At 61.1% G+C, this 14,479-nt stretch carries 15 protein-coding genes; 6 read left to right on the top strand and 9 right to left on the bottom strand.

What is annotated here, in order from left to right:
• Window positions 1–223: 223 nt before the first annotated feature.
• Window positions 224–2,758 carry a DEAD/DEAH box helicase gene (locus BN1724_RS05730; RefSeq protein WP_058234590.1) on the top strand — a complete coding sequence of 845 codons (2,535 nt, stop codon included), beginning with the start codon at window positions 224–226 and terminating at the stop codon, window positions 2,756–2,758.
• Window positions 2,759–2,761: 3 nt separating this feature from the next.
• Here the strand turns inward: BN1724_RS05730 and BN1724_RS05725 are convergent, their stop codons facing one another.
• From BN1724_RS05725 to ssd, 8 genes are all read right to left on the bottom strand, one after another.
• Entirely contained in the window at window positions 2,762–3,364 is a 603-nt protein-coding gene (locus BN1724_RS05725) for an HAD-IA family hydrolase (RefSeq protein WP_058234589.1), read from the bottom strand.
• Window positions 3,365–3,544: 180 nt separating this feature from the next.
• On the bottom strand, window positions 3,545–4,039 hold the full coding sequence (locus BN1724_RS05720) for an Rv3654c family TadE-like protein (protein WP_058234588.1): 495 nt from the start codon (window positions 4,037–4,039) through the stop codon (window positions 3,545–3,547).
• Complete coding sequence (locus tag BN1724_RS05715; RefSeq protein ID WP_058234587.1) at window positions 4,036–4,545, bottom strand: TadE family protein; 510 nt, start codon at window positions 4,543–4,545, stop codon at window positions 4,036–4,038. The genes BN1724_RS05720 and BN1724_RS05715 overlap by 4 nt, the downstream gene beginning before the upstream one ends.
• Window positions 4,542–4,802, bottom strand: coding sequence for a DUF4244 domain-containing protein (locus BN1724_RS05710; protein WP_058234586.1), 261 nt, complete (start codon window positions 4,800–4,802; stop codon window positions 4,542–4,544). The genes BN1724_RS05715 and BN1724_RS05710 overlap by 4 nt, the downstream gene beginning before the upstream one ends.
• A 74-nt stretch (window positions 4,803–4,876) precedes the next feature.
• Window positions 4,877–5,281 (bottom strand): type II secretion system F family protein, encoded by a 405-nt coding sequence (locus tag BN1724_RS13075; protein ID WP_172797086.1) that lies wholly within the window; start codon window positions 5,279–5,281, stop codon window positions 4,877–4,879.
• A 254-nt stretch (window positions 5,282–5,535) separates the two neighbouring features.
• Entirely contained in the window at window positions 5,536–6,225 is a 690-nt protein-coding gene (locus BN1724_RS05700; protein WP_058234584.1) for a type II secretion system F family protein, read from the bottom strand.
• Window positions 6,222–7,661, bottom strand: a complete 1,440-nt coding sequence (locus BN1724_RS05695) for a TadA family conjugal transfer-associated ATPase (protein ID WP_084252795.1) — start codon at window positions 7,659–7,661, stop codon at window positions 6,222–6,224. The genes BN1724_RS05700 and BN1724_RS05695 overlap by 4 nt, the downstream gene beginning before the upstream one ends.
• A complete protein-coding gene (gene ssd, locus BN1724_RS05690; protein ID WP_058234583.1) occupies window positions 7,658–8,824 on the bottom strand; it encodes a septum site-determining protein Ssd in 1,167 nt (388 codons plus the stop codon). The genes BN1724_RS05695 and ssd overlap by 4 nt, the downstream gene beginning before the upstream one ends.
• A 273-nt stretch (window positions 8,825–9,097) precedes the next feature.
• Here ssd and BN1724_RS05685 point away from each other — a divergent pair, with 273 nt between their 5' ends.
• Window positions 9,098–9,574, top strand: coding sequence for an NUDIX domain-containing protein (locus BN1724_RS05685; RefSeq protein ID WP_058234582.1), 477 nt, complete (start codon window positions 9,098–9,100; stop codon window positions 9,572–9,574).
• A 312-nt stretch (window positions 9,575–9,886) separates the two neighbouring features.
• The gene (locus BN1724_RS05680) at window positions 9,887–10,750 is read left to right on the top strand and encodes an HAD family hydrolase (protein ID WP_084252794.1); all 864 of its coding nucleotides are present in this window, start codon (window positions 9,887–9,889) and stop codon (window positions 10,748–10,750) included.
• A 391-nt stretch (window positions 10,751–11,141) separates the two neighbouring features.
• Here BN1724_RS05680 and BN1724_RS05675 read toward each other — a convergent pair whose 3' ends face one another.
• On the bottom strand, window positions 11,142–11,939 hold the full coding sequence (locus BN1724_RS05675; protein WP_058234580.1) for an exodeoxyribonuclease III: 798 nt from the start codon (window positions 11,937–11,939) through the stop codon (window positions 11,142–11,144).
• 29 nt (window positions 11,940–11,968) lie between these two features.
• Here BN1724_RS05675 and BN1724_RS05670 point away from each other — a divergent pair, with 29 nt between their 5' ends.
• From BN1724_RS05670 to BN1724_RS05660, 3 genes are read left to right on the top strand one after another with little or no spacing between them, the layout of a single operon-like run.
• Window positions 11,969–12,982, top strand: a complete 1,014-nt coding sequence (locus tag BN1724_RS05670) for an SDR family NAD(P)-dependent oxidoreductase (RefSeq protein ID WP_084252793.1) — start codon at window positions 11,969–11,971, stop codon at window positions 12,980–12,982.
• 9 nt (window positions 12,983–12,991) lie between these two features.
• Window positions 12,992–13,546, top strand: a complete 555-nt coding sequence (gene pyrE, locus BN1724_RS05665; protein ID WP_058234579.1) for an orotate phosphoribosyltransferase — start codon at window positions 12,992–12,994, stop codon at window positions 13,544–13,546.
• On the top strand, window positions 13,543–14,304 hold the full coding sequence (locus tag BN1724_RS05660) for a TrmH family RNA methyltransferase (RefSeq protein WP_058234578.1): 762 nt from the start codon (window positions 13,543–13,545) through the stop codon (window positions 14,302–14,304). Before pyrE ends, BN1724_RS05660 begins: the two co-directional genes overlap by 4 nt.
• The last annotated feature ends 175 nt before the right edge of the window (window positions 14,305–14,479 follow it).

Raw genomic sequence — 14,479 nt, 5'->3', positions numbered from 1 at the left:
CGTCGGGGATCTCGGCGATGGCTAGGCGCGGGGTGCTTTGCGATGCGTAGGTGCGGCGCGACCTGTGGGACGGTTCTTCTGGGCTCTGGGCTCTGGGCTCTGGGCTCTGGGCTCTGGGCTCTGGGCTCTGGGCTCTTAGGGCTCTGCCGCGTTCTCACAGCGCAGAAAGTCGCCGAAATGTAGGGACAGAGAGAATGTAGGGACAAGGAGGGAGGGTGCTTCGATGGATGCTGACCGGCTGCTTGCAATGCTGAGTGCACCCGCCAGTCGATTGGGGTGTCTGCGACACGTGGAACGCCTTGCCTCCCGACCTGCCCGTTACGCCGATATCCCACCTGGCATCGACCCTCGGCTGGTTGAGGCGCTGGCTCAACGGGGAATTGACCGCCTATGGTCGCATCAGGTCGAAGCGATACGGTGCGCGCAGGAGGGTCGCCATGTGGTGATCGCGACCTCTACAGCATCGGGTAAATCGCTCGCCTACCAACTGCCAGTTCTCAGCGCTATCACCGCGCGCACGCACGACGCATCCGCTAACCGAGCAACGGCTCTCTACCTTGCCCCTACGAAGGCACTCGCTTCCGACCAGCTGCATGGCCTAGAGGCGTTGTGCCGTGAGGCAGATTTGCGTGAGGTGAGGGCCGCTGTCTTTGATGGTGACACCCCATCCGAGGAACGCCGCTGGATACGACGCCATGCAAATCTGGTGTTGAGTAACCCCGACATGCTGCACTACGGCATGCTCCCCGGTCACGAGCAGTGGACGGCCTTCCTTAGAGCACTGAAATACGTTGTGATCGACGAGTGCCACGCATATAGGGGCGTGTTTGGTGCGCACGTCGCGATGGTGATGCGGCGGCTGCGTCGTTTGGCAGGGTTATATGGTGCTCAGCCCACGATGATTCTGGCCTCAGCAACCACAGCGCATCCCGATCTGTCGGCGTCGAGACTTGTGGGGCAACCCGTTCATGCAGTGCAGGACGATGGTTCCCCCAGAGCTCCTGTGACCATCGCCCTGTGGGAACCGGGAAGTGATAGCGGTCCCGAGATGTCTCGGGCAGCACGAGGCCGAGTTGGCCAGGGTATCTGCCCTGACATTAATCCTGATGACGGTTCTGATACCGGTCTTGACGACGGCTGTGATACCGATCCTGACACTGGTTGTGGTGTCGATTCTGGTTGTGGTGTGGACCCCGACGCTGGTTGTGGCGTCGATTCTGATGAGGGCTCTCACGCCGGCCCCGATGTGGAACCCCTGAGGCGATCAGCGACTATTGAGGCCTCCGCACTCCTCGCTGACTTAGCGGGCCATGGAGTCAGGACGTTGGCTTTCGTGCGATCACGGCGCGGCGTCGAACTGGTGGCGCGTTCCGCACGCCGACTGCTCGACCAGCAAGCTGAGGACACCTATCGGCCAGAGATCGCTGATCGGGCCCGGCGAATCGCGGCCTATCGCGGAGGTTTCCTCGCACAGGAACGCCGTGACCTGGAAAAAGCTCTTCGGAGTGGACAGCTGCTCGGTCTGGCGTCGACGAACGCGTTGGAACTTGGTATTGATGTCTCCGGTTTGGACGCGGTGCTGGTCACCGGATGGCCCGGAACTAGAGCATCACTGTGGCAGCAGATCGGACGGACAGGACGCTCGCACCAGCAGCCCGCCTTGGCGATTTTCATCGCCCGCGAGGACCCTTTGGACATCTATGTGGTCAATCATCCGGACACCGTGTTCGGGGCTGAGGTTGAGGCGACTGTGTTCGATCCGCACAACCCGTTTGTACTGTCACCGCATTTGTGTGCGGCTGCCGCGGAGCATCCGCTGCGCGATGAGGATCTGGAGATTTTCGGGCCAAGCGCTGCTGATCTGCTGGCTGTTCTCGTGCGCCGGGGAGCTCTTCGACGGCGGACGACCGGGTGGTACTGGACGCATCCATCCTCAGCTCACGATCTCGCCGACTTGCGGGGAAGCGGGGGTGAGCCGGTTCGCATCGTCGAGACATCTTCTGGAGCGCTACTGGGAACCGTGGATGCGGCGGCCGCTCACCAGCAGGTTCATGACGGGGCTGTTTATTTGCATCAGGGGCAGACGTTTGTTGTTGATCGGCTTGATGTTGAGGACGCGGTGGCCTTTGTGCGTCGAGAAGACCCGCTGATCTCAACGCATGCCCAATCGATTTCCTCACTGCGCATCCGGTCAACGGACGAGGATACGCGGTGGGACAGTGGTGTGCGCTTATGTCGCGGGATGGTTGATGTCACCGATCAGGTCACGAGCTATCAGGTGCGGGATATTTTTACGCGGGCTGTTTTAGCCGAATATCCTCTGGATTTGCCGCCTCGATCGTTGACAACCCGGGCCGTGTGGTGGGTGATCCCACCGGACCTGATCCAACGCACGGGTATTGCTCCGGCGGACTTACCGGGTGCGTTGCATGCCGCCGAACATGCGGCCATCTCACTGTTACCCCTGCTTGCAACCTGTGATCGCTGGGATATCGGAGGGGTATCAACGGCGCTGCATGAAGACACAGGTCATGCCACGGTTTTTGTGCATGACGGCGCGCCAGGTGGGGCTGGGTTTGCCGATCAGGGTTTTGCCCGGGCGAGGGCATGGCTGGATGCCACGCTCGACCTGGTGCGTACGTGCCCGTGCCGTGCCGGGTGTCCCGCCTGCATCGTGTCTCCGAAGTGCGGCAATGGTAACGAACCGCTCTCTAAACAGGGGGCGGTTGTGCTGTTAGAGGCGTTGGTTGAGCGCTGAGTATCAGATGTTCTGTGCGCGATTGGGGTGGAGCACGTGATCCGGTTGGGGGTAGTTCCCGGTAAATAGATAGGTGTTTAGCCCAAGCCTCGCAGCGGCTTCGATATTTGTCTGACGGTCATCAATGAACGTGACGCACTCCGGTGTTGCCCCCATGGCCTTGAGCGCCACAGAGAAACATTGAGCGGAGGGTTTTGCCTCGCCGATTCGGCAGCTAAAGAGCAATCCAGCAAATGATGAGGTAAGGGGTAGAAGCTCAACGGCGTCGGCTAGAGGATGCGGTGCATTTGATAGGAGCCACGGCCTGCTTCCCGCCGCGTTGAGATCCGATAACCAGCCTTCGGCTCTGGGATCGAGGTCTGTCCATCCGTCGACATCGATTTTGATCAGTGTGGCGAGGGTATCGTCATCGAGTTCTCGCCCGGCCACGGTCTCCCAATAATCACGGTCTGATTGTCCCCGGTCATAGGGGGCGCGGTACTCCCAATAGCGTTCTTTGAACTCGCTGACGTCCATGTGTAGCTGGCGGGCAAGGCTCGTCATGGAGTCATCGCTAAAAGGCTTGGAGAGAACCTCGGCGTAATCAATAAGCAGCAGCTGGTTCATGTGTATTCCTGTCCTGTCAGTGTGATTTAGCGGCGGTTAAGCGCGTGCGCCGCGGATGTGTGGCGGTGCCGAGTGAGTGCTTTGGGCTATCAATCCGTGGCGGATGATCATGGTAAATATCTAAACGATCATTGAATATGATCACTTTGTTGGCGTTGACTGTGCGGGCACCGTGCAGACCTACAGCGAGGTCGCGGCGATGATTGCTGGTTCCAAGCTTTCCCATACCGCGATGGGTGCCGGGTGTAAGGCCAGTGCGAGCGATGGTGTGGTTACTGATAACGGTGCACCCGAGATATGTGAATCCTCGGGACCTGCGCGTGCCTGCCCAGTCATGGTTCCCAGTAACGGAGCTGATGCGCTGACAGAGACGATCGCCTCGGGGCCGTTCAGGATGCATGAAGTGAGCTGCACGTGGTGCTTTGCTGCCACAGCCTCGGCCAGGGCGCACGGTTGCGAGTCTGACTGGTCGGGCGTCCCAGCCAGGCTGTGCCCTGCGAGGTGATCTGCTGCTGCTAATGCGGCGAGGTCAGCGGCGCCGTCGACGCGGACGCGCAGGCTTAACCCGACGCCCAACAGGCCAATGCCCCAGACGATCAGGAGGAACATTGAGGTGAAAGCGAGGACTCCGGCGGGTGCGGATCCTCGGTCGCGACGGTGCTTTGGATAAGTCATGAGCTGTCTTCTGGTGTGGGGTTGCTGCTGTCAGGTAGGAGGTGTGGTTCAAGATGACCGGTTGCGGTGCCGGTGAGCGTCATCTCTGGCCAGGCAATAGGGCCGTCCAGAGGGATTTCTAGTGGTCGCCTTACTCTCACCTGGACGAAGTCGCCGTCGCGGGTGATAGCGATATCTGCTTTCTGGCCGGCGATCCTGTGGGCAACAGCTATCGCTTTCTCCTGGGGTGATCCGCGCACTAATTCACGGGTCGTTGCGCGCGCTGCTTCGAGGGTCGTGAGCTGCGAAGCGATGCCAACGCCGAGGATCGCGAGGACGAACACAAACAGGATGACGACGGGAAGCACGATGGCGGTTTCAGCTGTTGCCGATCCGCGTTCGGTCCGAGAGATGTTTTCTTGAATTGTGGCGCGGAGGCAAACGCCCCTGGGCTGGTAGTGCGGTGGTGGCACTATGTCATCACCGCGCCCAGAGGCGTTACCTGTGTCCACGATGCTCTCGATCACGATCCCATGCCGAGGGCAGAGCGGATAATTCCAAAGAGAAGTTCGCGCACTTCACCAGAGGCCAGCAGTCCGACTAGGACAGCTGCGAATCCGCAGGCTGCCAAGGTGGCTATGGCGTATTCGGCGGTCGCTGCGCCTCGTTCGAGATCAATCCGGGGCCGGGTGGTGGGCGTGAGCCGATCAAGCTCCGGGGTAGTGACGCCGTTTGATGCGGTACTAGCTGGTGCGGTTTTGACAATGGTGCTGGTAGTTGACATATCTGACCTTTCTTTATGGTGTTTTCGGTGTGGGATGACCGTGTGGGTCATCGTCCGGGGCATTCCCGGAGGTTTTAGGGGCTGAGTAGCCCGGGAGCGGTGAGAAGCGAGTAGACCGTGGGCACGATGCCAAGGACGACGAACGCTGGCAGAATGCACAGCCCGGTCGGTAAAACCAGGCGGACCGCGAGGGTTGCTGCGCGGGCCTCGGCGCGTCGGGCTCGGCTGCGTCGGTCATCGTGAGCGGCTGCTGTGAGGAGATCTGCGAGGTCTGCGCCGGTGCGTTCGGAGAGCACCGCCGCATCGCGAAGTGGATGAAGCCCCAGCGGAAGCGCGCTAAGGGAGGTGTGCCCCGAGGTTCCTAAAGACAGCGCCTCGGCGGCTTGGTGGAGCACAGACGCGGATGGATCGCTGCCGAGAGCCATGGATACGTCGCGCAGGGCTTTAGCCAAAGGGGCTCCGGCCCGTAGACAGGCCACTATGAGAGTCAGGATGAGACAGGGTGCGACCCCAGTTTGTTGCCGAGATCTTCCTATCCAACGGCTGACGATGCGATTTCGCGAGAGTGGTACGGGGTGACGTTTATGGTTGGGGTCGCCGGCAGTGACGGTGTCGTCTAGGTGGGATACATACTCGCCGAGTCTGCGGGGTGGCTTCTGGTACCGATTGGGTATTAGCGCCAGTGTGGCGGCACATGCGCACATGCCGATCAGGAACAGGGTGAGGTGAAGGTTCATGAGCTCTTGCGCTCCCCGCGGCGATGCGGCTCTTCTATGCGAGCGGCATCGACTAAACGTCGCATCCACCACCACCCGGCAATGCTGAGCACGGTGCCAATAGTCAGGCAGATCAGACCGAGCGGCGTGCTCAACAAGACGGTGATGGGGTTCCCGCCGAGCACGGCTCCGATCCCGAGCGCGGCCCAGGGGAGTGCGAGCAGGAGCCGGGCCGTGGCGCGTGGACCTGCGAGTGCGGTGCGCCGGGCCCGGTCGGCGTCGTCGAGGTCGCGCAGTGTTGAGGCAAGCTCACGCAGCAGAGGAGCAAGCCCGACCCCGCAGTGATGGGAGAGTGTGAGGCTTGCGGCCAAAGCTCGCCCGGGGGAACCGAGCTGTGCGTGTGCCACGACGTTTTGGGGGTCGAGGGACGATGCCGCTGCGCGAGCGAGGTAGGTCAGTCGGGGGTCAGTGAGTTCCTCAGCTAACACCTGCCATGCCTGAGCAGGGCCGAGACCGGCGTTCAACATGGCCGCTAGTGCTTCGGCGAGTTGAGCAAGAGCTCCCGTTTCTACGGGGCGTTTAGGGATGGGAGCGGAGCGCTGTGTGGGGTTGGGTTTTCGGTCCGCGGGCCTTGGCCGAGTTGAACGCAGCATGAGGATGGCCAGCAGTGCGGGGACCCCTATCAACAAGGCGTCGAATAGAGTCATGATATGTCCATTTTGTGTCGGGCGGTGCGTCCTATTGGCTGCTGCGATGGCAAATAGGTGGCCTGGTCGATGAGAGTTGGCGCCGAGATACGGGGTGCAGCGCTGGGCTCAGCTGCACGGGATGTCGCAGGTGAGCTGGCAAATGGGGTGCCTTCCAGGCGTGTGGCGAGCTGTGACCAGGCGGGTCCGGGTATGAGGTCTCCGGCGGGTGAAAATCGTGCGACGTCATCGGTGGTGAGAAATCCGTCGGTTCCTCGGGCCAGCGTGGCGATCTGGGTGAGTTTTCGTTGGTTTCCTCGCCGTTCGATATGCAGAATGACATCGAGCGCGCTCATGGCCTGCGCCGCGAGGGCTGATCTATCGAGCCCGCCCAGCGCTCCGAGGGCTTCGAGCCGCGCCGGGACGTCGTAGGCATTGTTGGCATGGAGAGTGCTGCACCCGCCGTCGTGCCCGGTGTTCAGTGCGAGAAGAAGCTCGCGAATCTCCGCACCTCGGCATTCGCCGACGACGATGCGGTCGGGCCGCATTCTCAGACATTGTCGGACTAGGGTGTCCAGACCTATCTGCCCTGTTCCTTCACTGTTAGCGTGTCGTGATTGCAGGTGGACGACGTGGGGGTGAACAGGGCGCAGTTCTGTGGCGTCTTCGACGATGAGAACCCGTTCGTGTTCGGGAACGGAGGAGAGCATGGCGCCTAATAAGGTGGTTTTGCCGCTGCCCGTGCCCCCGCTGATGAGGAAGCTCAGCTTGCGCTCGATCAATGCGGTGAGGATATGGCGGGCTGTGGCGCTAAGGGATCCACTGTGTTCGAGGTCGGCCAGGGTGGGGCGATGTGATGAAGGGCGACGCAGTGAAATGACGGTCCCGCCGATGGCTACCGGTGGAAGGACTGCATGCAGACGGGTGCCATCGTGTAAATGCGCGTCGACCCAGGGCATCGCGTCATCGAGTCGGCGACCAGCAGCGGTCGCTAAGCGCACGGCTGTGTCCCTGCATTCTTCGCTGCTGAGAACCGTCGATGTTTGTTCTAAGCCGTTGGTCTTTGCGCTGTCTACCCAGACTCGTCCATCTGCGGTCACCAAGATATCGGTGACCCCGGGCTGGGCGAAGGGGCGCAAGGGGCCGAGCCCGTGGACATGGTCACGCACCGATGCGGTGACTCGGACCAGGTCGTGTGCTCCTAATACCAGTCCGCTGGCTTGGGTGCAGCGTGCGACACGTGCGGCATCCAATGACCCGGGTTCAGCGATGAGGTCATCGCGCACGGCCGAGATGAGTTGCCGACTGATCTGCTCTAATCGTTCGTGTTCGTGTTCGTCGTAGGTGGTGGCGTCAGTGCGCGATGCGGCGGCTTTGATCCCTGGTATCGGGTGATGCGACAGCGGGGACGCTGAGCGAGAAGGAACATGGCTCTGCCGCCGGCGGTGGCTGGTCATCGTGAAACCCCGGCGGGGCGGCTGTCGAGGTCGTGAGAGAGTTCTGCGCGGTTAGTGACAGCGAGATCTTGGGTGATCAGCTGACGGATATAGCGAGAGCACGCGGCATCCGCCCCACGACGCCCGGGACGAATATCTCTCATGGGTATGACACCGGGTCGGTGATCACGAAACGTGAGGGCCGCGCTCATCCCCAGAGCATCCTCGACATCTTCGACCATCCAGCCTCCGGAAACTAGGCGTACGGCCAGATCGCACGCCATCCCCGAGTGCGCAAGCGGAAAATGCGAAAGTCGACGGGCTGCTGCTGAGACAGCGTGCAAGTGAGCGGGAACCACCATGAGGATGCGGTCGATATTGCTCGTCATAGATGGGACGAGCGCCCACGGCAGATCGAGAACAAGGACGTCGGTACTGGAGGAGAGCGCTGTTATAGCCGCGGGAATCAGACTGGTCGAGGGGCGCCCCGCAAGCACGGCGCAGCCATCAATGAGGGGGAGCGAGGCGCGCAATGCCTCCCCATCGCCTGGGGCGAGAGGGTTGACGTCATCCCACCGAGCCCCGTCGGGATCGAGGTCTAGCAGCACATCGAGACCGCCCCCTTCTGGGTCGGCATCAATTAACACGGTGGTGAGGTCCTGTTTGGTGGCAGCACTAGCCAGGCGGGCTGCCAGGGATGAGGCCCCCGCGCCTCCGCATCCGCCGCTGACCGCGATCACGCATGCCCGGTGGCGCGCTGAGGATAGCGTGATCCCTTGTAGTTCGGCGAGCAGTTCTCGCGACTGATCAGGAAACGTGATGACGCGGCGCACACCCCGGGCGAGCGCGAGATTCCACAGCGATGAATCAGGCATCTGATCGCTGACCACGATCGTCGGTGGGGTGAGGGCGGGATCTAAACTGGCGAGCGCAGCGGGTGCACACAGCAGAAGATCGGATGATGCGGGTACCTGGTGGCCCGTGCCGCCTTTCAGCTGAAGCTGCTCTTCACTCGGGCCAAGTGTCCCTCCGGCAGCCAGGATGTGATCGTGCAGCGCCATCGCAACGTCAGGGCCAAATCCGAGCAGCGAGCAGGTGAAACGTGGGGATGAGGGATCGTGAGCGTTGATTAACGGCACAGATGGGGGAGAGGCGTTTGGGTGTATCAGGTGACGCGGATTCATGCGTCCATGCTGGGCGGAGGCTGGGGCAAGCCCCAGGGGTGCGGCGTTGTGTGGAGAACTCGCCCGGCTTCACCTGGTGGATGAACGGCTGGCGGGGTTTGCCAAAACGTCTATGGACGCGGTGATAAACAGGTGTCCCTTGAGTCCACATCAGTCCGCAAGACGGTTTTTTTGGGGTGGTGACACCTCTGATAGCGGGTAATAAAGCGCCATCGATGCGGTAATCGCACATACTAATTATTTAGCTGCCGCGTGGTAGGACTATGAAGGCAAATGTTTACGAATAGATTTCCACATCTACGCTCCCGAGACTCAGCGCGGCTGCTGTTGTTTGATCAGGAGGGGGCGCTGATTCTCATAGGTCGAAGTCGGCCTGGGCGCGAGCCGTATCTCGTCACCGTAGGAGGTGGCTTGGATCCTTTCGAGGATGAAGAGATGGCTGCGAGACGCGAAGCACTTGAGGAAGTCGGAGCCGCCGACATCGTGATAGGGCCTGTTGTGCACGTTGAATATGACGTACACGAGGCCGACCAATCCCCATCAGCGCAAACGTTCTTTCTCGCACGCGTCACAAAAATGGACTGGGATAACCGAACGGGATCGGAGTTCGCTCGAGATGATCGAGGGGACTACTCTCTGGAGAGAATCAGCGTCGATGACCCGCGTATCGACAGGATACAGCCGCCTGCTATCAGTGTCCTAGTTCAGAAATTCGGTTATCACTTTCAGGAGCTAGCCAAAATGCTATGACGCTAAAACCAATGGAACTCGTCATGAGGGGAAGGGGAGAATATGAATTCTCCAGTTCCGACTAAAGGCGCTAATATAGCGTCGTTCCTCATATTGATCTTGCTTTCTGGGATGGGCTATGCAGTGCGGTTACCGGTACCTGAACGAAGCTAGCGAGTATGTAACCGGAGTTACCGGTATGTAACCGGAGCTAGCGAGAGTCGCCCCCGAGTACTCTCCGTGCGAACGCTACGCATCCATACGGAGCGCCCGCGAGGACCATCAGACCTGCGCGTCGGTGACAGCCTGATCCCACGTCAGTAGGCTGAGTACATGACAGGTACGGTGCGCACGACCCCATCTGGAACTTCGAGAGCAGCAGCGATCTTCGACCTCGACAAGACAGTCATGTCAACCCATGCCGTGACCGCATTCCGTGGGCCTTTGCGCCGGGAAGGCATGATGCAGCGCGCCGATGCGGTGCGAGCAGCCTTCACTCACTATCTCTACGTCGTGGCCGATGCCGATCATGAGCAGATGATGCGCATGCGTTCCTACCTGTGCTCGCTGATCGCCGGATGGCGACCCGAACAGATCGAACGCATTGTGGAGGAAGCGCTCGCCGAAGTCATCGCCCCCAAGGTGTATGAAGAAGCGGTGGCTTTGATGGCTGAGCATCGTGCACAGGGGCGTGCAATTGTCATCGCCTCATCAGCGGCGCGGCCATTTGTGGTCCCGATTGCGCGGATGCTTGGAGCTGATGATGTCATCGCGTCAGAGGTCGCGGTGAAAGACGGGGTGTGCACCGGCGAACTGGACTTTCATGCCTACGGGCAGGATAAGGCTGACAGGGTGCGCAGTGTTGCCCGCCTGCGCGGCTACGATCTTGACGCGAGTTACGCCTACTCCGACAGTGAAACAGACGTTCCGCTCCTGGACATGGTGGGGCACCCGTATGTTGTCAACCCCGACGGCGCGATGAGCAAAGAGGCTGCCGACCAGGGGTGGCCGGTTCTGTTCTTTTACTCGCCAGTCAGTGCGACCGAGAAGATCGACCGGTTGGATCCGCCGAAAAAAGTCGCGTTGATGGTGGGGCTCGGCCTGGTGGCAGCCGCGGTGGCGATGCTCGGGTTGGTGACGCTGCGCGATGCGGTGAGGTCCTCCCGAGCGGGCCTTGCATCCCTGAAGCGTCAGTAGTATGTTGAATGCATCACAAAGCCATAGGGAAGCGAATCGAAACCCACGTGCGACTGGTCCACGCAAAGGACCGGCCGAACGAAGCAGAAAACTTCGGAACGGCTGACGATGGTGTGCACGCCTGATCCCGACTCGTGACCCGATGGGGCGACGGCATCCGTTAAGGGTGCCGTCGCTTTTTTGTGTCCGCGCCGGAGGATGTGCCTTAAAGTAGCGGCGATGTGCCTCAAAGTATCGGCTGAAGGCTGCACATCGGACTACTCCAAAGACTCAACGGCTGCGCCATGGAACGAGGCTCCAGTTCACAGTCCGATTCCATCGACGCAAGCTCCAGCCCCGCTCCAGTGACAGCACATCCAGTCTGGCTCTATGAATCGGGTATCCAGGCTAACTACAGGTCCAGGTCCACCACCACGGGGGCGTGATCGGAAGCGCCCTTGCCTTTGCGTTCTTCTCGGTCAATGAAGGCGCCGGTCACGCACTTTTGAACCGCAGGCGAGCCCAGCAAGAAATCGATCCGCATGCCCTGGCGCTTCGGGAAGCGCAGTTGCTGGTAGTCCCAGAAGGTGTAGACGCCGGGACCGGGACAGTACGGACGCACCAGATCTGCGTATTCCGCTTCCACAATGGCGTGGAAAGCGTCCCTCTCCGCGGGCGTGAGATGCGTTTTCCCGACAAAGAACTCAGGATCCCAGACATCCTCATCGAGGGGTGCCACGTTGAAGTCGCCGCTAAAAATGGTGCGGCTATCAGGATCGGCGGACAACAGTCGTTCGCCTTCAGCCCGGATCGCGTCCAGCCAGCGCAGCTTATAGGCGTAATGCGGGTGATCAATTTCCCGTCCGTTGGGCACATACAGCGACCACAGGCGCAATGAGCCTGCCACCAGACCGCCGATCGCCCGAGCCTCGTGCACGAGGTCATCATCGCCCCACGCAGGTAGACCATCGATGCTGGTGCGCACATCCTCCAACCCGACCCGGGAGATCAGAGCTACGCCGTTCCACTGGTTCAACCCGTGCGCCGCGACCTGGTAGCCAGCAGCTTCCAGCTCATCGCGCGGGAATTGCTCAGATCGGCATTTGATCTCTTGCAAAGCCAACACATCAACATCGTGCCGGGTCAGAAAACCCAGCAGACGCTCCGAGCGGGCTCGTACTGAATTGATATTCCAAGTCGCTATGCGCATGAGGACGATCCTATGAATACTCTTGAGACATGGCACGCGCACTGGTCACAGGGTCAACCGCAGGACTCGGCCTGGAATTTGCCTGGCAGCTGGCGGCAACCGGGCATGATTTGGTCCTGGTGGCTCGTGACGAGGACAGGCTGCGCGCCATCGCCTGCCAGATTGAGCATGTTGCGGAGGTTTCGGTTGAGACGCTTCGCGCCGACATCTCGGATCGGGAACAGCTACACAAGGTGGCCCGGCGCCTTCTCGATCCGGTGTCGCCCATCGACCTGCTGGTCAATAACGCCGGATACGGGCTGCGCCACGGCTTTTTAGAGACCGATATTGAGCAGCATGTGCGCCACATGGACACGCTCATGACAGCGGTGATGGTGCTCTCCCATGCCGCAGCGCGGGCGATGGTGCATCGACGCAAAGGCGCAATCTTGAACGTGTCATCTCTGGCTGCATACACGACCGCGGGAACCTACGCGGCGGCAAAGAGCTGGGTCACGGTGTTCACGGAGTCGCTCGCGATGGAACTGCGCGGAACCGGGGTGACGGCGACCGCGTTGCTGCCGGGGTATGTGCACACCGAGTTTCATGACCGGGCCGCGATAAACGTCGATGGTCTTCCCCGAATCACCTGGTTGAAAGCACCGTACGTGGTGGAGCAAGCCCTGCGGGACACCGCGAAGGGGGTTGTGCTTTCGATCCCGTCGCTGCGGTACCGGGCCGGTCGGGAAGGGGCGCCGTTCGCTCCTCGGTCAGTGATCCGCGACGTCACGTACGGGCGGTGGGAACGGTGGGCGAGTCGCCGACGGGCCCAAAAAGCCCAGCGGCTAACAGCTTTGCGGCGGACTCGACTGCCGTGGACTGGTGAGGTTTCGGGTTCTGCCCATTCCGCGAATGATGCCAGCGCGCCGAACCAGGATCGCCGTGACGGTGAGGGCCACCGCTCTAACGGGATTCACCGCTCGCATGGGGAACAGCCCACATCCGGGGATAGCCCTGTGGCCGGTGAACGCTCCGCCCCTGGTAAGGGCCCGGAGCCCAGTTAAGCTGGCTTCATGACCGATGCGCGTACTCGTCTTCTTCAGCTGATCAATGATCTCGCGGTGGTCCGCGGCACAGTGACGTTATCTTCCGGTGCCCAGGCCGACTACTACATCGACCTGCGCCGGATCACCCTGCATCATGAGGCTGCTCCGCTCGTCGGGCAGGTCATGCTCGAGCTTTTCCAGCGTGAGGGCCTTGTGCCCGGGGCGCAGGCAGTCGGTGGTCTCACCTTAGGGGCAGACCCGGTCGCCACAGCCATCGTGCACGCCTCGGCGGGGACCTCATCGGCGCTGGATGCTTTCGTGGTGCGTAAGAGCGAAAAAGCGCACGGCCTTCAACGTCGGATCGAAGGCCCCGATATTGCCGGACGGTCAGTGATCGCGGTTGAAGACACCTCCACCACCGGATCCTCGGTGCTGACGGCTTGCGAGGCGATGACGCAGGCCGGGGCACAGATTCAGGCGGTGGCGGTGATTATGGACCGCGGAACCGGTGCCCGGGAGAAGGTCGAAGCCGCTGGATACCGCTATTTGTCCGCGTTCACGGTCGATGAACTGGCGCTATGACCTCCTCGGCAGAAAGCAGCGCCGAAGCCGGGACCGAACGAGAACCCGAAACGGGGCAACAGGTCAGCGCGGGGCAACACGTTAGCGCGGAGCTGAAAATCGGCGCCGAACGGCATGCGGGAACAGAGCAGGAGACCGGCAACGAACGGCAAATTGGGGTGGGGCCGCACCCGCATCCCTGGCCGACTGACCCTCGGTATGACCCGGAGCTGCTCGCTCACGGTGATCGACGCAATGTGATCGACTGCTTCCGCTACTGGAAGCGGGACGCAATTATTGAGGAACTGGCCATACGCAGGCACGACCTGCATGTCGCCATCGAGAATTTTGAACACGACTTCAATATCGGTTCGGTGGTGCGCACCGCCAATGCGTTTAACGTCGGGGCCGTGCATATCGTCGGCGCGCGGCGCTGGAACCGCCGTGGTGCGATGGTCACCGATCGCTACCAGGATGTGCGCCACCATCCGACGGTCCCGGAGTTCCTACAGTGGGCTCGAGCTGAGGATCGATATGTGATCGCGGTTGACAATGTGCCGGGGTGCGTTGCGATTGAGCACGCCGAGATCCCCGAGCATGCCGTCATGATCTTCGGACAGGAAGGACCCGGTTTGAGCGCGGACGCGCTGGCCGGGGCGGACCTCGTGGTTGCAATCCCGCAGTACGGATCCACCCGGTCAATGAACGCGGGAGCTGCCGCCGCCATCGCCATGCACGAGTGGATTCGTCGACACGCGGATATTCCGTGCGTGCCATAAGAGCCCACCGCATAAGCACAGCGCCGCAATTCATACGAGGTGGCAACCGCAAACCGGGCACAGAATAGGCAACGTCGCAGCGCCCCTCGCGTCACTGTGATAAGTCGTTCACCGATGGGGTGATGATTGGGCGCTGTGGGTCCCGTGATGCCGCGTCGCCACTGTGGGACAATAG

The sequence above is a fragment of the Devriesea agamarum genome (assembly GCF_900070355.1).
Lineage (GTDB): Bacteria > Actinomycetota > Actinomycetes > Actinomycetales > Dermabacteraceae > Devriesea > Devriesea agamarum.
This window is presented reverse-complemented; position numbering and strand designations above follow the sequence as displayed.